Source organism: Pseudomonas sp. XWY-1, from assembly GCF_002953115.1.
Lineage (GTDB): Bacteria > Pseudomonadota > Gammaproteobacteria > Pseudomonadales > Pseudomonadaceae > Aquipseudomonas > Aquipseudomonas alloputida.
Genome location: NZ_CP026332.1, coordinates 5,570,640 through 5,588,916, shown reverse-complemented (window position 1 = coordinate 5,588,916; position 18,277 = coordinate 5,570,640). Strand labels below are relative to the sequence as shown.

Below are 18,277 nucleotides of genomic sequence, written 5' to 3'. Positions count from 1 at the left end.
ACCTACCCATGCACAAGCACCTTGCACTTGCCGTTGCCGTTTCCGCCGTGTTCAGCCTGCAGGCTTCGGCCGCCGATACCCAACTGACGGTCTACACCGCCCTGGAAGCCGAGCAACTGAAAACCTACAAGCAGGCCTTTGAGAAAGCCAACCCGGATATCGAGATCAAGTGGGTGCGTGATTCCACCGGTATCATCACCGCCAAGCTGCTGGCGGAGAAAGAGCGCCCGCAAGCTGACGCTGTGTGGGGGCTGGCGGCATCGAGCCTGGCCATCCTCGACCAGAACGGCATGCTCGAAGCCTATGCGCCAAAGGACCTGGGCAAGATCTCCGGCAATTATCGCGACGCCGCCAACCCGCCAGCCTGGGTCGGCATGGACGTGTGGGCCGCCACCATTTGCTTCAACACCATCGAGGCCGAGAAACAGGGCCTGAGCAAACCGGTGAGCTGGCAGGACCTGACCAAGCCTGAGTACAAAGGCAAGATCGTCATGCCCAACCCGGCCTCGTCCGGCACCGGCTTCCTGGATGTCAGTGCCTGGTTGCAGACCTTTGGCGAGCCGCAGGGCTGGGCCTACATGGATGCGCTGCACCAGAACATCGGCCAGTACGTTCATTCCGGCTCCAAACCGTGCAAGCTGGCGGCGGCGGGCGAGTTCCCGATCGGTATTTCGTTCGAATACCCGGCCGTTCAGCTCAAGCGCCAAGGCGCGCCGTTGGACATCGTGCTGCCAAAGGAGGGTTTGGGCTGGGAGATCGAGGCAACCGCAGTGATCAAAGGCTCGCCCAAGGCGGATGCAGCCAAGCGCCTGGCCGATTTCTCCGCCAGCCCGGCGGCCATGGAACTGTACAAGGAAAACTTCGCCGTACTGGCCGCGCCGGGCATCGCCAAGCCGCAGACCGAGCTACCGGCGGATTATGAGCAGCGGTTGATCAAGAACGACTTTGCCTGGGCCTCGAAGAACCGCGACCAGATTCTGGCCGAATGGCGCAAGCGCTATGACGGCAAGTCGGAGAAGGTGGCCCAGCAGTAACGCTTCACTATTGCAGGGCCGGCCTCTTCGCGGGTAAACCGTGAAAGGGCCGGCCCTGCTGGCCAATTTCCACCCGCCGTTCACTGTTGCTGCCGCTACCGTATTCGCGGGTAAACCCGCTCCTACACCGGATTGGTGGTGGGCGCACATCGGTGGTTGGACACAGGCCGCCGTGTAGGAGCGGGTTTACCCGCGAAGAGGCCGGCCCTGCTGGCCAATTTCTACCCGCCGCTCACCGTTGCCGCCGCTACCGTATTCGCGGGTAAACCCGCTCCTACACAGATCGGTGGTGGACCCACACGGGGGTGGACACAGCCCGTCGTAGGAGCGGGTTTACCCGCGAAAGGGCCGGCCCTGCTGGCCAATTTCCACCCGCCGTTCACCGTTGCCGCCGCTACCGTATTCGCGGGTAAACCCGCTCCTACGCCGGATTGGTGGTGGGCGCACATCGGTGGTTGTACACAGGCCGCCCGTAGGAGCGGGTTTACCCGCGAAGAGGCCAACCCTGCTGGCTCAAATCTGTGAAACCAGCGCCTCCAACTGCTCCTGCCGCTCAGCCTGATTCAGCTTGGCCCCGGGATTCAGGGTGGACCACTGCGGGTGCGCCCGCGCTTTGACCAACGCCTCCGGCAACTTGCCCTCACGCCAGGCCTTTTCATCCAGCTCACCCAGCCTGATGCTGTCCTGCGCCGCATGCCCGCGGTTATCCAGCGCCACCATCAACTGCTGCTGACGCAAGGCCAGCAGACGCAATACCGTGTCGTCCACGGTCAGCTCGCGCTTGCCCTTGAGCTTGCCCATCAACCGCGAACCATAGTTGCGCGCCGTCTGCAGCGCACCGCCGGCAATCGCCCCGGCCAGCGCCGCCGCGCCGAGGGTGAGGCCACCAACCAGCAAATCGACCCCGGCCCCCGCTGCCGCCCCCGCCGCCACGCCGCTGCCCAGGCGCACGCCCAGCAGTTTTAACGTCTCTGGATTGAACAAATCATCGCCCCAGCGGCCGTCCAGCAACGGCAGGTCGCTGGCATGGGCGTCCTCGCGGCGGAAGGCATACAGCTTGAGCAAGGCTTCGACGCAGCGTTGTTCTCGTTGGCGTATGTCCTGGCGCAGCGCCTCGATGGCCCGGGCTTCTGCCGCTGGTTCGGCCTCGACACTGCGCCGGCATGCAGCGCAATCGAGCAGCAGTTCGGCGATCAGGCGCTTGCCGCTGTGCCGGCGTGCCAAACGCTGTGCCTGCTGGTCGTCGATCAGCCGTTGCAGCGCCGGGCGGGCGTTTTCCAGCAGTAGCGCCAGGCTTTCGTACAAGCGGCGCTCGCCATCTTCCGGCGGGGCCACGCTGTCGAACCGTACCAATGCGTGAAGCCCAAGCCGGGCAAGGGCTTCACGCCATTCCGGCTCACGGTGCTGGCTGCTGGCGACGAAGTTGAGCACCGGCAGCAACGGCTTGCCGCAGTTGGCCAGTACTTCCAGTTCGTCGCGGTACTTGGCCAGCACCGGCTCGCGCGCATCGATCACATACAGCCCGGCATTACTGGCCAGCAGTTGGCGCAATACCTTGGCCTCCTGCTCGAAGCGTTGGCGCGCTTCGCTGCCCTGCAGAAAGCGCTCCAGCCGGGCCGGGCCGTCCAGGCGCTCGCCCGGGCGTTCCAGACGTTCAAGGTAGTCGAGCAGGGCGATGGCATCTTCCAGGCCGGGCGTGTCGTACAGCTCCAGCAAGGGTTCACCGTCCACAGACAGCCGCGCACCTTCCACATGGCGGGTAGTGCTGGGGCGGTGGGACACTTCGCCAAAACCGACGTCGCGGGTCAGGGTGCGCAGTAGCGAGGTTTTGCCGACATTGGTATGGCCGACCACGGCCAGTTTCAGTGGCTCAGTCATGGCCATGCTCCAGCCAGGTCAGCGGTGAGGTGTCGGCATGTTGCAGGCCAAGGCGGTCAAGGGCTTCGTGCCAATCGCCCAGGCGCTCGGCATCGAGGGGCTGGCCCGGTGCAGCCTGCAGCAGCCAGATACGGGTTGCGCCGGCATTGCGCGCCAGTTCGGCGAGCAGCGCCAAGCTGCCGCGGTCGGGCGAGCGGCGTGGGTCGCAGGCGATGGCCAGGCGTGCCGGTGGGAAGCGGCTGAGCTGCTCCAACAGCCGGTTGCGTGATTCGCGGCTGTCGAGCACGCCGGCATCGGTCACGCTTTTGGGCAGGGCCGGTGGCCAAGGGCGCTGGTCGTCCAGCTCCAGGCCCACCAGCAGGGCACCGCTGCTGCCGCTTTCCAGCTGCCCGGCGGCAAACTGTGGCAAGGCTTGCGGGGCAGCATCCTGCACGCCGATGCGCTCGCTGCGCGGCATCAGTGCCTCGCGCAGTTGCGCGTAGCCGGGCAGGCCCAGGTCCAGCGTCAGGCGTTCACGGCCCTGGCGCCAGCGCCACAGGCATAGCCCGGCCAGCAGCAGGCGGGGCAGCAGGCCGTATACCAGCACCACGCCGAGCAGCCAGCTGGCCCAGGCCTGGCGTGCCATGTCCAGGGCCGGCAAGCTGTCGCCGCTGGCGCGGATCATGGCTTCGTCGGGCACGGCGAAGCCTAGCAACGAGGGCAGGGCGCCCAGTGCTTGGGTCAGGTGAATGAACGGCTCGGCGGCGAGCAAGGTGGTTTCCCAGACAAAGCCATAGCGTCGGGTCGCCAGCAAGGCCAGCAGCATGCCCAGCGCGGTGAGCATCGCCAGCAGCCACAGACCGTGTACCAACAGGCCGAGCAGCCACCGGTTGAGGCGTTGACGTTGCAGCAGCACCAGCAGCGCTGGCGCCAGGTGCGCGGCCTTGGCATCGCGGGCAAAGCGTTCGCTTAGCCATAGCCACAAGCGGCCCAGCCCTGCGCCATGCTCGCCGCTCAGGGCAAAACCCATGGCCCAGCCCAGCAGCATCAGCAGGTTCAGCCCGAGCAGGCTGCCCAGCGCCCAGAACACATTCACCGGGCGCTGCCCGTCACCGAGGGCGGCCAGCCCCAGGCCTGCGCCGCTGAGCACGGCCAGCAGCAGCAGGGCCAGCAGCGCCAGGCGCGCGCCCTGCTTCCAATGGCGCAGGGCGCCGGTCATGTCATCGCGCTCGGCCAGGAACAGCGCACGTGTTTCGATGCGCGTGGCCAGGTCGCCACCTAGCTGGCGGGCGTGGCGGTTGGCTTCCTGGTCTTCCAGCGGGCCGGCATGTTCTTCGCGCAGGCGTACCGCTTCGGTGAGCCAGCGCTTGTCCAGTGGCGTGGGTGCAGTCACAAGGTCTTCCATTGCACAGGTCAAGGCAGAAGCATAACCCACACGCCCGGTGCTATCCTCGCCGGCATGAATACATCACTTCCCCTCAGCCTGATCGCGGCTTATGCCGAGAACCGCGTGATCGGCATCGACAACTCCATGCCCTGGCATTTGCCGGGGGACTTCAAATACTTCAAGGCCACCACCCTGGGCAAGCCGATCATCATGGGGCGCAAGACCTGGGACTCGCTGGGGCGGCCGCTGCCTGGGCGGCTGAACATCGTGGTCAGCCGCCAGCCGGGGCTTGAACTGGCGGGTGCCGAAGTGTTCGCCTCGCTTGAAGAGGCGTTGGTGCGGGCCGAGCAGTGGGCGCGCGAGCAGGGCGTCGGTGAGCTGATGCTGATTGGTGGCGCGCAGCTGTATGGGCAGGCGCTGGAGAAGGGGCTGGTCAGTCGCATGTACCTGACGCGGGTTGAGTTGGCGCCAGAGGGGGATGCGTGGTTCCCGGCGTTTGATGAAGGGCAGTGGAGGCTGACTTCTAGCGAGACACAGGCTGAGGAAGGTAAGCCGGTGTATCACTTCGAGGTTTGGGATAAGGGGTGAGATTGTTGGGGGCTGCTTTGCAGCCCTTCGCGGGTGAACCCGCTCCTACGGGGGACCGCAGGGGGTTTAGGTTTTGAGCAAGACACGAGCGGCCTTGTCGCGAAAGGGGCGCAACGCGCCCCCGGCAATCTATCAGGTGTGGCTCAGCTCGGCATGTTCATCACCGGCCAGCACTTCCTTGTCTGTCTCTTTCAGCAGCTGGCTGGTGACAACGCCCGCCGTCATCGAACCGTTCACGTTCAACGCCGTACGGCCCATGTCGATCAGCGGCTCCACCGAAATCAGCAGCGCCACCAACTCCACCGGCAAGCCCATGGCTGGCAGCACGATCAGCGCGGCGAAGGTGGCACCGCCGCCCACGCCGGCAACTCCTGCCGAGCTCAGCGTGACGATGGCCACCAGGGTGGCGATCCACAGTGGGTCGAAGGTGTTGATGCCCACCGCTGGCGCGACCATCACCGCCAGCATGGCCGGATAGAGGCCGGCGCAGCCGTTCTGGCCAATGGTGGTGCCGAACGATGCGCTGAAGCTGGCGATCGATTGCGGCACGCCCAGACGGCGGGTTTGTGCCTCGATGTTCAGCGGAATGCTGGCGGCGCTGGAGCGGCTGGTGAAGGCGAAGGTCAGCACCGGCCACACCTTGCGGAAGAAGCGCAGCGGGCTCACACCGGTGGCGGCGAGGATGATGCCATGCACCACGAACATCAACCCCAGGCCCAGGTACGACACCACCACGAAGCTGCCCAGCTTGAGGATGTCCTCCGTGTTGGAGCTGGCCACGACTTTGGTCATCAACGCCAGCACGCCATAGGGGGTCAGCTTCATCACCACCCGCACCAGGCGCATCACCCAGGCCTGCAGGGTGTCGATGGCCGACAGGGCGCGCTCACCCTTCTCGGCGTCGTCCTTGATCAACTGCAGCGCGGCCAGACCGAGGAACACCGCAAAGATCACCACGCTGATGATCGAGGTCGGCTTGGCCCGCGCCAGGTCGCCTACCGGGTTGCTGGGGATGAACGACAGCAGCAGTTGCGGGATGTTGAGGTCGGCGACCTTGCCCGCGTAGTCACTGTGGATAACCTGCATGCGTGCGCTTTCCTGGGCGCCGGCCACCAGGCCCTCGGCGCTGAGGCCGAACAGGTTGGTCAACACAATGCCGATCAGGGCGGCAATGGCCGTGGTCAGCAGCAGGGTGCCGATGCTCAGCACGCTGATGCGGCCCAGTGAAGAGGCATTGTGCAAACGTGCCACGGCACTGAGGATCGAGGCGAAGATCAGCGGCATGACGATCATCTGCAACAGGCCGACATAGCCGTTGCCGACCAGGTCGAGCCACGCGATGGTTGCCTTGAGCACAGGGTGGCCAGCGCCATAGATCGTGTGCAGCACAAGGCCGAAGACCACGCCCAGCACCAGGCCAAGCAGTACCTTCTTGGCCAGGCTCCAGTCGGTGCGGCGGGTTTGTGCCAGACCCAGCAACAGGGCCAGGAATGCCAGCAGGTTGAGTGACAGCGGCAGGTTCATTGAAGCTCCAGCAAAAAAAGCAGAAGTGGCATCGCCTCTGTGAGCGATTGCGAACGGAAATGCTAACAGCCTGAAAACAAACGAATTTATACCCAAATGGAATTTACATAGTCGTTTATGGAATAACGGGATGTCGCAGATTGCAATGAACAAGGCGTTTGCAGCTGCCTGGAGGTCGTTATCGGGGGCTTGCAGTGGGGATTGTTGCACTAGCGTTTCTGGGTCATTTCAGGAGATTCGTACATGAAAGTCGCTGTGAAAGCCGCCGCCATCGGCCTGTCCCTGCTGTTCAGTATCGAAACCTTCGCCACGGAGCTCAAACACTGGCCTGCCGACGCGGCCAAACAGCTCGACAGCATGATCGCCGCCAATGCCAACAAGGGTAACTACGCGGTGTTCGACATGGACAACACCAGTTACCGCTATGACCTGGAAGAAGCCTTGCTTCCGTTCATGGAAAACAAGGGGCTGCTAAGCCGCGACAAGCTCGACCCTTCGTTGAAGCTGATGCCGTTCAAGGACACTGCCGAGCACAAGGAAAGCCTATTCAGTTACTACTACCGGCTGTGTGAAATCGATGACATGGTCTGCTACCCGTGGGTAGCCCAGGTGTTCTCGGGCTTTACCTTGCAGGAGCTGAAGGTGCAGGTGGATGAGCTGATGGCTTCGACCAAGCCGATCCCCAGCACCTATTACGAAGGCGACCAGGTCAAGGCCATCGAGGTTCAGCCGCCCAAGGTCTTCAAGGGCCAGGCCGAGCTGTACAACAAGCTGATGGAGAATGGCATCGAGGTCTATGTGGTTTCGGCGGCCTCCGAAGAGCTGGTGCGCATGGTCGCCTCGGACCCCAAGTATGGATACAACGTGAAGCCCCAGAACGTGATTGGCGTGAGCCTGCTGCTCAAGGACCGCGCCAGCGGACAGCTGACCACTGCGCGCAAGCAGATCAGCGCCGGGCACTACGATGCCAAGGCTAACGAGGGCCTGGAGTTGACCCCTTACCTGTGGACCCCGGCCACCTGGATGGCGGGCAAGCAGGCGGCGATCCTTACCTACATCGATGAGTGGAAGAAACCGGTGCTGGTGGGCGGCGACACGCCGACCAGCGATGGCTACATGCAGTTCCACGGGGTGGATGTGGGCAAAGGCGGTATCCACCTGTGGATAAACCGCAAGGCCAAGTACATGGACCAGCTCAACGGGATGATTGCCAAGAATGCGGCGGCGCAGGCCAAGGAAGGGTTGCCGGTGACGGCTGACAAGAACTGGGTGATCGTCACGCCGGAGCAGATCCAGTAACGGGAATATCAACCATCGCGGCCCACAATGAGGGTCTGGGCCGCTTTCTGGTCAATGGTCTGCGCCAGCAGGGTCACTTGTTCAATGGCACGTTCACGGATCCTGGCGCCCTCAGGGCCGAGGGTCTGTTCGACCACTAAACTGTGCGCCTGGTTAATCCCAACGAAGCGAAACCATGTGTCGATGAAGGTTTTCTCCAGGCCAAACACCTGGTCGGGTGTCTGTGAGCCGGGCCCGTAGCCCAAACCACGGGTGTAGATGGCAATCGCTCGACGCCCGCCAAGCATGCCGTTCAATCCTTGCTCATCGAAGGTGAACAGCACGTCTTTGTGCGAAATCGCGTCGATCAGGTGCTTGAGCTTGTACGGAATACCGAAATTCCACAGCGGTACGCTGAACACCAAGGTATCCGCCCGGTGGAATCGTTGAGCGAGGGCCGTGATCCGGTCCCATGCAGCTGCCTGTGCGGTTGACAGCGGGGCATCGGCAAGCCCCGCGTACTTCGCCGCGAGCAAGGCGCCATCTACCTCAGGCAGCTCACATTCCCAAGGATTCAAGTGATCGATTTCCACCGCTTTGCGCTCGGCCAATGCCGCCAGGAACACGTCGGTAATCTGAGCGGAAACGGACCGCTCTCCTCTGGGTGAGGCGCAGACATACAAGATACGTTCAACCACGGGGCTTCTCCCAAGTAGTGTTGATAAGCCTTGCCCGGCGCTTGAGCGCCCAGGCGTTCGGTGGTCAGTCTGATTCAGGGCGATTCATTATAGAAATGACGTATGCTCGCGAGATTGAGTGAGATAGGTGATGAATCTGTGTTCGATACTGTGCTTTTGCGGAGCTTGCTTGCCGTTGCCGACACCGGTGGTTTCACCCGCGCTGCGCAGAGGCTGCATCTAACGCAGTCGGCGATCAGCGCTCATATTCGGCGGCTTGAACGCGAAGCCGGACAAAAATTGCTGGAGCGTACGACCCGCTCGGTCAGCCTGACACCCGCAGGCGCTCGGTTGGCAGGCTATGCCCGCACCATCCTGGCGTTGCACGATGATGCCCGCGCAAGCCTTGGGGCAGGTCGGCGGGTGTCAGGCACGGTGTACGTGGGGTTGAGCGAGGAAATGGTGAAAGCCCCGATCATCGACTGCATGCGTCGTTTTTCGGTGGCACATCCCGATGCAGAGGTGTCCCTGACCGTCGGCCTGACTGGGGAGTTGCTCTCGCTCGTCCACTCGGGTGGGCTGGATATCGTATTGGGCAGCCGCTGCAGCGATGAAGAACGTGGCGAGGTGCTTTGGTCCGAACCATTGGTGTGGGCGAGAGGGCCGATTGCGCTGGGCAGCGATGAGGTCACCACGCCTGTGCCCTTGGCGGTATTTTCTGATCAATGCCCTTATCGGGCCGCAGCTATCGAGGCCTTGGTACGCGCCGGGCGGCAATGGCGCATCGTTTGCCAGAGCCCAAGTGTCGGCGGGCTGATGACCGCCGTAAGTGGCGGGCTTGGGGTAACGCCTGTCACGCGATCGTCTGCTCTGGCTGCCGGCCTGGTGGAGGTGTCGACGTTGCCAGCCTTGCCTCAAGCGCAGTTCGTGCTGACGTCGGCGGCGACACCGAAGCGCTCGGCTGCCCTGCTGCTGGCGCAATTACGCCAATGTGTCGCGAAGGGAGAGCTTTGATCCGGCCTTTATCCACAGGCAAAAAAAACCGGCGTACGAGACGCCGGTTGTGCCAATGCCAGAAAAGCCCTTACAGCCCTTCGAGCATTGCCTTGTTACGCACCGCACCCTTGTCGGCACTGGTGGCCAGCAGGGCATAGGCCTTGAGCGCCGTGGTCACCTTGCGTGGACGGACCTCGGCTGGCTTCCAGCCCTTCTTGTCCTGCTCGACACGGCGTTCCGCCAGCTCTTCATCGCTGACCAGCAGGTTGATCGAACGGTTAGGGATGTCGATCAGTACCTTGTCGCCGTCGCGCACCAGGCCGATGGCGCCGCCCGCCGCGGCCTCTGGCGAGGCGTGGCCGATCGACAGGCCCGAGGTACCGCCCGAGAAGCGACCGTCGGTGAGCAGGGCGCAGGCCTTGCCCAGGCCTTTGGACTTGAGGTACGAGGTCGGGTAGAGCATTTCTTGCATGCCCGGGCCGCCTTTCGGGCCTTCGTAGCGGATGATCACGATGTCGCCGGCTTTCACCTCGTCGGCGAGGATGCCGCGCACGGCGCTGTCCTGGCTTTCGAAGATCTTCGCGGTGCCCTCGAACACGTGGATCGATTCGTCGACACCGGCGGTTTTGACCACGCAGCCATCCAGTGCGATGTTGCCGTACAGCACGGCCAGGCCGCCCTCTTGCGAGTAGGCGTGTTCAAAGCTGCGGATACAGCCGTTTTCACGGTCGTCGTCGAGGGTTTCCCAACGGGTCGACTGGCTGAATGCGGTCTGGGTCGGGATACCGGCAGGGCCAGCCTTGAAGAAGGTGTGCACGGCTTCGTCATCGGTCTGGGTGATGTCCCATTTGGCGATGGCTTCTTCCATGCTGCGGCTGTGCACGGTCGGCAGGTCGGTGTGCAGCAGGCCGCCACGGGCCAGCGAACCGAGGATGCTGAAGATGCCGCCGGCGCGGTGGACGTCTTCCATGTGGTACTTCTGGATGTTCGGCGCCACTTTGCACAGCTGCGGCACTTTGCGTGACAGGCGGTCGATGTCGCGCAGGTCGAACGCCACTTCGCCTTCCTGTGCTGCTGCCAGCAGGTGCAGGATGGTGTTGGTCGAACCGCCCATGGCGATGTCCAGCATCATGGCGTTTTCGAACGCTTTGAAGTTGGCGATGCTGCGTGGCAGGACCGACTCGTCATTCTCGCCGTAGTAGCGCTTGCACAGCTCGACGATGGTGCGGCCGGCCGTGAGGAACAGCTGCTCGCGGTCGGAGTGGGTGGCCAGGGTCGAACCGTTGCCCGGCAGGGCCAGGCCCAGGGCTTCGGTCAGGCAGTTCATCGAGTTGGCGGTGAACATGCCGGAGCACGAACCGCAGGTCGGGCAGGCGCTGCGCTCGTATTCGGCGACTTTCTCGTCGGAGGCCGTGGAGTCGGCCGCGATGACCATGGCATCGACCAGGTCCAGGCCGTGGCTGGCCAGCTTGGTCTTGCCGGCTTCCATTGGGCCGCCGGAAACGAAGATCACCGGGATGTTCAGGCGCAGGGCGGCCATCAGCATGCCGGGGGTGATCTTGTCGCAGTTGGAGATACAGACGATGGCGTCGGCGCAGTGCGCATTGACCATGTATTCCACGGCGTCGGCAATGATTTCGCGGCTTGGCAGCGAGTACAGCATGCCGTCGTGGCCCATGGCGATGCCGTCATCGACCGCGATGGTGTTGAATTCCTTGGCCACGCCACCGGCGCGTTCGATTTCGCGAGCCACCAGCTGGCCCAGGTCCTTCAGGTGCACATGGCCCGGGACGAACTGGGTGAACGAGTTGGCGATGGCGATGATCGGTTTCTTGAAGTCTTCGTCCTTCATCCCGGTGGCGCGCCACAGTGCACGAGCGCCGGCCATGTTGCGGCCTTGGGTGGAAGTCTTGGAACGATAATCAGGCATGAAACACTCCTGGCGGCTTAATCAGGTCACAAATAGGGGAGTGAGCTTCTCTTGTCCTTTGCGCCGCAGGCCGGTTGCCACTGGCACGGATGGGGCCAAGACCGCGCGGGATCGCCGCGTGCTTGACCAGAGCTCATAAACCCGCCGGGGATGACTGGCGATGAATAGGCCGATTCTACACCGCTGGCGCGGTGAGGGAATGCAGATGTGGATGGTTGGCGGGGGGATTGCGGCAGGAAAGGGCCGCTGGGCGGCCCTTTTTGGCAGATATCAGCTGTTTGGCAGTAACCGGCAGGTGATGCTTTTGATGTAGCGGGTTTCGGCGATGGCCGGGTGTACCGGGTGATCCGGGCCCTGACCGCCTCGCTCAAGCAGCTGCATGTTGCGGTCCAGGTGGCGGGCACTGGTCAGCAGGATGTTGTTCAGGTCGTCCTCGGGCAGGTGCATCGAGCACGAGGCGCTGACGAGGATGCCGTCTTTGTTCAACATGCGCATGGCCTGTTCGTTCAGGCGGCGGTAGGCCGCTTCGCCGTTTTTCAGGTCCTTCTTGCGCTTGATGAAGGCAGGTGGGTCGGCAATGATCACGTCGAAGCGTTCTTCGGCCGCCTTGAGCTCGCGCAGGGCTTCGAACACGTCGCCTTCGATACAGGTCAGCTTCTCGCTGATGCCGTTCAGTGCAGCGTTACGCTCCACGCCGTCCAGGGCAAAACCCGAGGCATCGACACAGAACACTTCGCTGGCGCCAAAGGCACCGGCCTGTACGCCCCAGCCACCGATATAGCTGAACAGGTCGAGTACACGCTTGCCCTTCACGTACGGTGCCAGGCGGGCGCGGTTCATGCGATGGTCGTAGAACCAGCCCGTCTTCTGGCCTTCGCGCACCGGGGCTTCGAACTTGACGCCGTTCTCTTCCAGCGGCACCCAGTCCGGCACTTCGCCGTAGACGGTCTCGACATAGCGCTGCAGGCCTTCGGCGTCGCGCGCGGCCGAATCGTTCTTGAACAGGATGCCGCTGGGCTTGAGCACCTGCACCAGTGCGGCGATCACGTCATCCTTGTGCGCTTCCATGGTGGCCGAGGCCAACTGCACCACAAGGATATCGAAGAAACGGTCGACCACCAGGCCTGGGAGCAGGTCGGAGTCACCGTAGACCAGGCGGTAGCACGGCTGGTCGAACAGGCGCTCGCGCAGCGACAGGGCGACGTTCAGGCGGTGTACCAGCAGCGACTTGTCCAGCGGCAGCTTGATGTCGCGTGACAGCAGGCGGGCGCAGATCAGGTTGTTCGGACTCAGCGCGACGATGCCCAGCGGCTTGCCGTTGGCTGCCTCGAGAATGGCCTGCTGACCCGCCTGGAAGCCTTGCAAAGGGGTCGCGCTGACATCGACTTCGTTGCTGTAGACCCACAGGTGGCCGGCGCGCAGGCGGCGGTCGGCATTGGCTTTGAGGCGAAGGCTGGGCAGGGACATGACGTCGCTCCGGGAAAAAGAGCGGGATTATAGCGTGTCTGCGGTGCTTTCGCCTTTAGAGGAGTGGTAACCGGGGGCGCTTAGAGGGTTAAAATGCCGCGTCCTAAACGAGTGTGCACGTATGTCCCAAGAACTCAGCGCCGAACAGATCCAGCAAGCCTTGCAAGGCATCACCATCCCGCCTCAACCGCAGATCATGGTCGATCTGCAGTTCGAGCAGTACATGCCTGACCCAGACCTGGAAACCATCGCCAAGCTGATTTCCCAGGACCCGGGCCTCTCTGGCGCCTTGCTGAAACTGGTCAACTCTCCGCACTTCGGCTTGTCGAACAAGATCGGTTCGATCCAGCGTGCGGTGAACCTGCTGGGTAGCCGTTCGATCATCAACCTGATCAACGCCCAGTCGATCAAGGGCGAGATGAGTGACGAGACCATCGTTACCCTCAACCGCTTCTGGGATACCGCCCAGGACGTGGCGATGACCTGCCTGACGCTGGCCAAGCGAACCGGCATTCAGGCGGCGGACGAGGCCTATACCCTTGGCCTCTTCCATGACTGTGGCGTGCCGTTGATGCTCAAGCGCTTCCCCACTTACATGGATGTGCTGGAAGAGGCATACGCCAAGGCCGACGAAGAAACACGCGTGGTCGATACCGAGAACCGCACGTTCAACACCAACCATTCAGTGGTCGGCTACTTCACAGCCAAATCCTGGCGCTTGCCCGAGCACCTCAGTGCGGCCATCGCCAACCACCACAATGCCTTGGCCGTGTTCCGCGACGATACCTCGCGCAATACCCAGAGCCAGCTGAAAAACCTGCTGGCGGTGCTGAAGATGGCCGAGCATATCTGCGCGTCCTACCGTGTGCTGGGCAACCAGGCGGTGGACCACGAATGGAATGTGGTCGGCCCTTTGGTGCTCGATTACATTGGTTTGTCGGAATACGATTTCGAAAACCTCAAGCAGAACATTCGCGAGTTGGGCGGACACTGACACATGCCGGAATTGCCAGAAGTAGAAACCACCCGACGCGGTATTGCGCCACACCTGGAAGGCCAGCGGGTCAGCCGTGTGGTGGTTCGCGACCGGCGGCTGCGCTGGCCGATCCCGGAAGACCTCGATGTGCGCCTGTCGGGGCAGCGCATCGTCAGCGTGGAGCGACGCGCCAAGTACCTGTTGATCAATGCCGAAGTGGGGACGCTGATCAGCCACTTGGGCATGTCGGGCAACCTGCGGCTGGTCGAGCTGGGTTTGCCGGCGGCCAAGCATGAGCATGTCGACATCGAGCTGGAGTCCGGGCTGATGCTGCGCTACACCGACCCACGCCGCTTTGGTGCCATGCTGTGGAGCCTGGACCCTCTGAACCATGAGTTACTGCTGCGCCTGGGGCCTGAGCCGCTGACGGACCTGTTCGATGGTGAACGGCTGTTCCAGCTGTCCCGCGGGCGGTCGATGGCGGTCAAGCCGTTCATCATGGACAACGCGGTAGTGGTGGGGGTGGGCAACATCTACGCCACCGAGGCGCTGTTTGCCGCCGGTATCGACCCACGCCGGGAGGCAGGCGGGATTTCCCGGGCGCGCTACCTGAAACTGGCGATCGAGATCAAACGGGTGCTGGCGGCGGCGATCGAGCAGGGCGGTACCACCCTGCGTGACTTCATCGGTGGCGATGGGCAGCCGGGCTACTTCCAGCAGGAACTGTTTGTGTACGGGCGTGGCGGGCAGCCGTGCAAGGTATGCGGCACTGAGTTGCGCGAAGTGAAGCTGGGGCAGAGGGCGAGCGTGTACTGCCCGCGCTGCCAACGATGAAACGTTCGCTGCGAACCTGTTGAAGCGAAACCTGAATGTTGGCGCGGTAACTGTGGGATCGGGCAAGCCCGCGAAACAGGCGACGCGATGAATGGCACCGGCTACGCCGGTGTTCGCGGGCACGCCCGCTCCCACAGGGACCGTGCAGGGAAGGGCAGTGATCAGCCCTTGCCAGGCATAGGTAAGGGGGCGATCACGCAGATCTCTTCGCCTGAAGCGAAACCTGAATGTTGGCGCGGTAACTGTGGGAGCGGGCAAGCCCGCGAAGCAGGCGACGCGATGAATGGCACCGGCTGCGCCGGTGTTCGCGGGCATGCCCGCTCCCACAGGGACCGTGCAGGGAGGGGCAGTGATCAGCCCTTGCCAGTGATCCGGCGATACTTGGCCATCAGCTGTTCTTCGGTTTCCGGGTGCGCTTCATCCAGCGGGATGCGGTCGACCGGGCAGGCCTGCTGGCACTGCGGCTCATCGTAATGGCCTACGCACTGGCTGCACAGGTAAGGGGCGATCACGCAGATCTCTTCGCCTGAAGCGAAACCTGAATGTTGGCGCGGTAACTGTGGGAGCGGGCAAGCCCGCGAAGCAGGCGACGCGATGAATGGCACCGGCTGCGCCGGTGTTCGCGGGCATGCCCGCTCCCACAGGGACCGTGCAGGGAAGGGCAGTGATCAGCCCTTGCCAGTGATCCGGCGATACTTGGCCATCAGCTGTTCTTCGGTTTCCGGGTGCGCTTCATCCAGCGGGATGCAGTCGACCGGGCAGACCTGCTGGCACTGCGGCTCATCGTAATGGCCTACGCACTGAGTGCACAGGTTAGGGTCGATCACGTAGATCTCTTCGCCTTGGGAGATAGCCTCGTTCGGGCACTCGGGTTCGCAGACGTCGCAATTGATGCAATCGTCGGTGATGATCAGGGACATGGGGACTCCGGCCGGGGCTCACAGCCCGGGCATGTTCAACGCAATGGGCACAATTGTGCCGCATTCGCGCCCGCAGTGCACGCGGGCGCGACAATCAGGCGTCAGGCTTGCTTCTTGAAGCGTTCAGTCAGTGCGTCGGCCACCACTGGGTGGACGAACTTGCTGATATCACCGCCCAGCGCTGCAATCTCCCGGACCAGGGTCGAGGAAATGAACGAATAACGCTCCGACGGCGTCAGGAACAGGCTCTCGACATCAGGGGCCAGTTGCCGGTTCATGTTCGCCAGCTGGAACTCGTACTCGAAGTCGGACACCGCACGCAGGCCACGCAGGAAGACGTTGGCGCCCTGTTCCTTGGCGAAATGCGCCAACAGGGAAGAGAAGCCGATGACTTCGACATTGGGCAGGTGCTTGGTGACCTCACGGGCGAGCTCAACCCGTTGTTCCAGTGGGAACAAGGGGTTTTTCTTGGGGCTGGCCGCCACCGCGATGATCACGTGGTCGAATAGCCGCGAAGCGCGCTCGACCAGATCGCCATGGCCTTTGGTAATGGGGTCGAAAGTACCCGGGTACAACACTCGGTTCATCGCGTCATCCTGGCTGGAGTGCGTTGGGGAGTCGGATGGTAGCGCAGCGACGGCGCCCCGGCCAAGTCATGCGGCCGACTGATGGCACTATAGACAGGGGCCATGTTCGTTGTCATGCGCTGTGTGCCAGGCGGCTGACCAGTGCTTCGCTGAGCCTGGCGCTGATGGCATACACCGACAATTGCGGGTTGGCGCCGATGCTGGTGGGGAACAGTGAACCGTCGTGAATCGACAGGTTTTCCAGCTGGTGATGGCGGCCCAGGCTGTCGCACACCGCGTGGCGCGGGTCTTCGCCGAGGGCGCAGCCGCCCATCACATGGGCGCTGCCCAAGCGCGTGCGGAAGGGCTCCAGGCGCAGTTTGTCGATCATGGTCAGGGCCTGTTCCAGGCTAGAGGCGGCGCTGGCGTCGCTATGCACCGGGGTTACCTGGGTGGCGCCAGCGGCAAACTGAACGTGTGCCATGCTGCGGTAGGCGCGCCGCAAGCCGTCACGCAGGTAGTCGGTGACCGGGTAATCGAGCACAGGTGAACCATCGCTGCGTAGTTCCACGGCCCCGCCCTGGCTTTCGGGGTGAAAACCATCGCGTAGCAGCGCCAGCATCACATGGGTATGGGGCAGTTCGGCCATGCGCTGGGCATTCTCGTGGCCGTGCCCGCCCAGCAGGGTGCTGGCCAGGGCCGGGTGCAGTGGCGGCACTTCCAGCTTGTAGCCAACCGGACCGTCTGCGCCGCCTTGCCACTGGAAATGGTCGCTGTAGATCGACTGCGGGGCGCCATAGTAGGGGTCGATACGCTCGCTGAAGCGTGCCGCACTGAAGTTGACCAGGTGCAGGAAGGTTCGCTTGCCCAGGCGACCATGCGGGTCGGGCGCGGCAGAGCGCAGCAGCAGGGCCGGGCTGTTGATACCGCCACCGGCCAGGAGGTAATGGCGTGCCTGCACGCTGACCTGCCTGCCGGTAGGGTGTATGCCCTGGGCGTCCAGGGCCTGGCATGTCAGGCTCTGAATGCGTTCGCCGTTGTGAGCGAAGCGCTCGGCCCGCGCCAGATACAGCAGTTCGCCGCCTTGCTCGAGGGTGGCAGGTATACGGGTCACCAGCATCGACTGTTTGGCATTCACCGGGCAGCCCATGCCGCAGTAGCCCAGGTTCCAGCAGCCGCGCACATTGCGCGGGATCACCCCCCAGCGGTAACCCAGCTGTTCGCAGCCCCGGCGCAGCACATCGTTGTTGGCATTCGGCGGCAAGGCCCAAGGGCTGATGCCCAGTTCCTGCTCCATGCGCTCGAACCAGGGGCGCAGTTCATCCTCGCCCAAACCGTTCACGCCATGGACCGAGGCCCAGTGCGCCAGGGTTTGCGGCGGGGTACGAAAGCTCGAGGTCCAGTTCACCAGGGTGGTGCCGCCCACGGCGCGGCCCTGCAGGATGGTAATGGCGCCGTCCTTGCTCATGCGCCCCAGCCCTTCCTGGTACAGGCTGGCATAGGCTTCGCTCTCCAGCAGGTGGAAATCGCTGCTGGTCTTCAGGGGGCCTTCTTCGATCAGCAGTACCTTGAAACCGGCAGCGCTGAGCATCTGCGCACTGGTGGCGCCGCCGGCACCACTGCCGATCACGGCAATGTCGGCCTCCAGAAACAGGTCGTGCTCCAGACGCGAGGCGTCGTGGGTGATCCAGCCGCGTTCGAGGCCTTGGCGAAACGGGTCGGGGACAGGCATTGGCGATGCTCTTGTTGTGTTCAGATTTTCGGTGGGCCCGGGTAACCGCAGCCTGCCCAGGATTCGGGGCGTTCGTACCAGGCCATTTGCAGCAGTTGCAGCAACGACGCGTGCCCCATGCGTAGCAGGTTCAGCGAGCTGTCCTGCCAGCGTTGCAGGAACGCCGTGACCTGCGTGGCGCCAGCTTGGCCCCAGCTGCCCCAGACGCCGGTCAGCGGGCCGCGAGTCAGCGGCAGGCTGAGCACGTCGAACAATTGCCGGGTGAGCTTGAGCATTTCCGGCGACAACGCCGCCAGCTTGTTGTCGAGGCTGCGCAACACCGGCGCATCGGTAGCCTGTGTACCGGCCAGGACCACCGGGATCAGCGCACGCAGCAGGGGCAGGTCGTCGTCACGAAGTACCTGATAGCCGGTCGCGGCGGTTTGCACGCTGCACCCCACCAGGCTGGCACCCGCCAGAAAAGCACTGGCGCCGAGGCTGAAACGCAGCAGGTCGCGGCGGTGCATGGTGC

Annotated in this window: 16 protein-coding genes and 1 pseudogene; 6 read left to right on the top strand and 11 right to left on the bottom strand. The window is 63.4% G+C overall.

All coding sequences use genetic code 11. The features are described 5' to 3' along the window. The first annotated feature begins 8 nt into the window (after positions 1–8). Entirely contained in the window at positions 9–1,034 is a 1,026-nt protein-coding gene (locus tag PRJ_RS26080) for a putative 2-aminoethylphosphonate ABC transporter substrate-binding protein (protein ID WP_014592747.1), read from the top strand. A 513-nt stretch (positions 1,035–1,547) separates the two neighbouring features. On the opposite strand, the gene PRJ_RS26070 is transcribed toward PRJ_RS26080, so the two are convergent. Together PRJ_RS26070 and PRJ_RS26065 are read right to left on the bottom strand one after the other, a co-directional pair. After that, positions 1,548–2,912: a GTPase/DUF3482 domain-containing protein gene (locus tag PRJ_RS26070; protein WP_014592746.1), complete on the bottom strand. Its 1,365-nt coding sequence runs from the start codon at positions 2,910–2,912 to the stop codon at positions 1,548–1,550. After that, positions 2,905–4,296, bottom strand: coding sequence for a DUF2868 domain-containing protein (locus tag PRJ_RS26065; RefSeq protein ID WP_020192726.1), 1,392 nt, complete (start codon positions 4,294–4,296; stop codon positions 2,905–2,907). The genes PRJ_RS26070 and PRJ_RS26065 overlap by 8 nt, the downstream gene beginning before the upstream one ends. Before the next feature lie 54 nt (positions 4,297–4,350). Between PRJ_RS26065 and PRJ_RS26060 the strand changes: the two genes are divergently transcribed. Further along, a complete protein-coding gene (locus PRJ_RS26060) occupies positions 4,351–4,866 on the top strand; it encodes a dihydrofolate reductase (RefSeq protein ID WP_104962742.1) in 516 nt (171 codons plus the stop codon). A 132-nt stretch (positions 4,867–4,998) separates the two neighbouring features. Here PRJ_RS26060 and PRJ_RS26055 read toward each other — a convergent pair whose 3' ends face one another. After that, positions 4,999–6,390: an L-cystine transporter gene (locus PRJ_RS26055; RefSeq protein ID WP_104962741.1), complete on the bottom strand. Its 1,392-nt coding sequence runs from the start codon at positions 6,388–6,390 to the stop codon at positions 4,999–5,001. A 243-nt stretch (positions 6,391–6,633) separates the two neighbouring features. Between PRJ_RS26055 and PRJ_RS26050 the strand changes: the two genes are divergently transcribed. Then, complete coding sequence (locus tag PRJ_RS26050) at positions 6,634–7,689, top strand: phosphorylcholine phosphatase (protein WP_104962740.1); 1,056 nt, start codon at positions 6,634–6,636, stop codon at positions 7,687–7,689. An 8-nt stretch (positions 7,690–7,697) separates the two neighbouring features. Here the strand turns inward: PRJ_RS26050 and PRJ_RS26045 are convergent, their stop codons facing one another. Beyond that, positions 7,698–8,366: an FMN-dependent NADH-azoreductase gene (locus PRJ_RS26045; RefSeq protein ID WP_104962739.1), complete on the bottom strand. Its 669-nt coding sequence runs from the start codon at positions 8,364–8,366 to the stop codon at positions 7,698–7,700. A 102-nt stretch (positions 8,367–8,468) separates the two neighbouring features. On the opposite strand from PRJ_RS26045, the gene PRJ_RS26040 reads away from it, so the two are divergent. Beyond that, on the top strand, positions 8,469–9,359 hold the full coding sequence (locus PRJ_RS26040) for a LysR family transcriptional regulator (RefSeq protein ID WP_218115555.1): 891 nt from the start codon (positions 8,469–8,471) through the stop codon (positions 9,357–9,359). Between the two features lie 70 nt (positions 9,360–9,429). Here the strand turns inward: PRJ_RS26040 and ilvD are convergent, their stop codons facing one another. Beyond that, complete coding sequence (gene ilvD, locus PRJ_RS26035; protein WP_003249056.1) at positions 9,430–11,271, bottom strand: dihydroxy-acid dehydratase; 1,842 nt, start codon at positions 11,269–11,271, stop codon at positions 9,430–9,432. Between the two features lie 270 nt (positions 11,272–11,541). After that, positions 11,542–12,738: a class I SAM-dependent rRNA methyltransferase gene (locus PRJ_RS26030; protein WP_004575470.1), complete on the bottom strand. Its 1,197-nt coding sequence runs from the start codon at positions 12,736–12,738 to the stop codon at positions 11,542–11,544. A 175-nt stretch (positions 12,739–12,913) separates the two neighbouring features. Here PRJ_RS26030 and PRJ_RS26025 point away from each other — a divergent pair, with 175 nt between their 5' ends. Both PRJ_RS26025 and mutM read left to right on the top strand, forming a co-directional pair. Next, a complete protein-coding gene (locus PRJ_RS26025) occupies positions 12,914–13,732 on the top strand; it encodes an HDOD domain-containing protein (RefSeq protein WP_177429916.1) in 819 nt (272 codons plus the stop codon). Positions 13,733–13,735: 3 nt separating this feature from the next. Further along, positions 13,736–14,548 carry a bifunctional DNA-formamidopyrimidine glycosylase/DNA-(apurinic or apyrimidinic site) lyase gene (gene mutM, locus PRJ_RS26020; RefSeq protein WP_010955661.1) on the top strand — a complete coding sequence of 271 codons (813 nt, stop codon included), beginning with the start codon at positions 13,736–13,738 and terminating at the stop codon, positions 14,546–14,548. A 353-nt stretch (positions 14,549–14,901) separates the two neighbouring features. Here mutM and PRJ_RS26010 read toward each other — a convergent pair. From PRJ_RS26010 to PRJ_RS25990, 5 genes and pseudogenes are all read right to left on the bottom strand, one after another. Beyond that, a pseudogene (locus tag PRJ_RS26010) lies at positions 14,902–15,078 on the bottom strand (ferredoxin); the annotation flags it as partial. 138 nt (positions 15,079–15,216) lie between these two features. Beyond that, positions 15,217–15,468 carry a YfhL family 4Fe-4S dicluster ferredoxin gene (locus PRJ_RS26005; RefSeq protein WP_003249063.1) on the bottom strand — a complete coding sequence of 84 codons (252 nt, stop codon included), beginning with the start codon at positions 15,466–15,468 and terminating at the stop codon, positions 15,217–15,219. A 101-nt stretch (positions 15,469–15,569) separates the two neighbouring features. Further along, positions 15,570–16,055 carry a pantetheine-phosphate adenylyltransferase gene (gene coaD / locus PRJ_RS26000; protein ID WP_010955660.1) on the bottom strand — a complete coding sequence of 162 codons (486 nt, stop codon included), beginning with the start codon at positions 16,053–16,055 and terminating at the stop codon, positions 15,570–15,572. Positions 16,056–16,167: 112 nt separating this feature from the next. Further along, entirely contained in the window at positions 16,168–17,766 is a 1,599-nt protein-coding gene (locus tag PRJ_RS25995; RefSeq protein ID WP_104962736.1) for a GMC family oxidoreductase, read from the bottom strand. A gap of 20 nt (positions 17,767–17,786) precedes the next feature. Next, positions 17,787–18,272 (bottom strand): hypothetical protein, encoded by a 486-nt coding sequence (locus PRJ_RS25990; protein WP_020192220.1) that lies wholly within the window; start codon positions 18,270–18,272, stop codon positions 17,787–17,789. Positions 18,273–18,277 lie beyond the last annotated feature (5 nt).

Coding starts and splice junctions, on each gene's coding strand:
- PRJ_RS26080 (WP_014592747.1), top strand. CDS start 9: ATGCACAAGCACCTTGCACTTGCCGTTGCCGTTTCCGCCGTGTTCAGC.
- PRJ_RS26070 (WP_014592746.1), bottom strand. CDS start 2,912: ATGACTGAGCCACTGAAACTGGCCGTGGTCGGCCATACCAATGTCGGC.
- PRJ_RS26065 (WP_020192726.1), bottom strand. CDS start 4,296: ATGGAAGACCTTGTGACTGCACCCACGCCACTGGACAAGCGCTGGCTC.
- PRJ_RS26060 (WP_104962742.1), top strand. CDS start 4,351: ATGAATACATCACTTCCCCTCAGCCTGATCGCGGCTTATGCCGAGAAC.
- PRJ_RS26055 (WP_104962741.1), bottom strand. CDS start 6,390: ATGAACCTGCCGCTGTCACTCAACCTGCTGGCATTCCTGGCCCTGTTG.
- PRJ_RS26050 (WP_104962740.1), top strand. CDS start 6,634: ATGAAAGTCGCTGTGAAAGCCGCCGCCATCGGCCTGTCCCTGCTGTTC.
- PRJ_RS26040 (WP_218115555.1), top strand. CDS start 8,469: ATGCTCGCGAGATTGAGTGAGATAGGTGATGAATCTGTGTTCGATACT.
- ilvD (WP_003249056.1), bottom strand. CDS start 11,271: ATGCCTGATTATCGTTCCAAGACTTCCACCCAAGGCCGCAACATGGCC.
- PRJ_RS26030 (WP_004575470.1), bottom strand. CDS start 12,738: ATGTCCCTGCCCAGCCTTCGCCTCAAAGCCAATGCCGACCGCCGCCTG.
- mutM (WP_010955661.1), top strand. CDS start 13,736: ATGCCGGAATTGCCAGAAGTAGAAACCACCCGACGCGGTATTGCGCCA.
- PRJ_RS26005 (WP_003249063.1), bottom strand. CDS start 15,468: ATGTCCCTGATCATCACCGACGATTGCATCAATTGCGACGTCTGCGAA.
- coaD (WP_010955660.1), bottom strand. CDS start 16,055: ATGAACCGAGTGTTGTACCCGGGTACTTTCGACCCCATTACCAAAGGC.
- PRJ_RS25995 (WP_104962736.1), bottom strand. CDS start 17,766: ATGCCTGTCCCCGACCCGTTTCGCCAAGGCCTCGAACGCGGCTGGATC.
- PRJ_RS25990 (WP_020192220.1), bottom strand. CDS start 18,272: ATGCACCGCCGCGACCTGCTGCGTTTCAGCCTCGGCGCCAGTGCTTTT.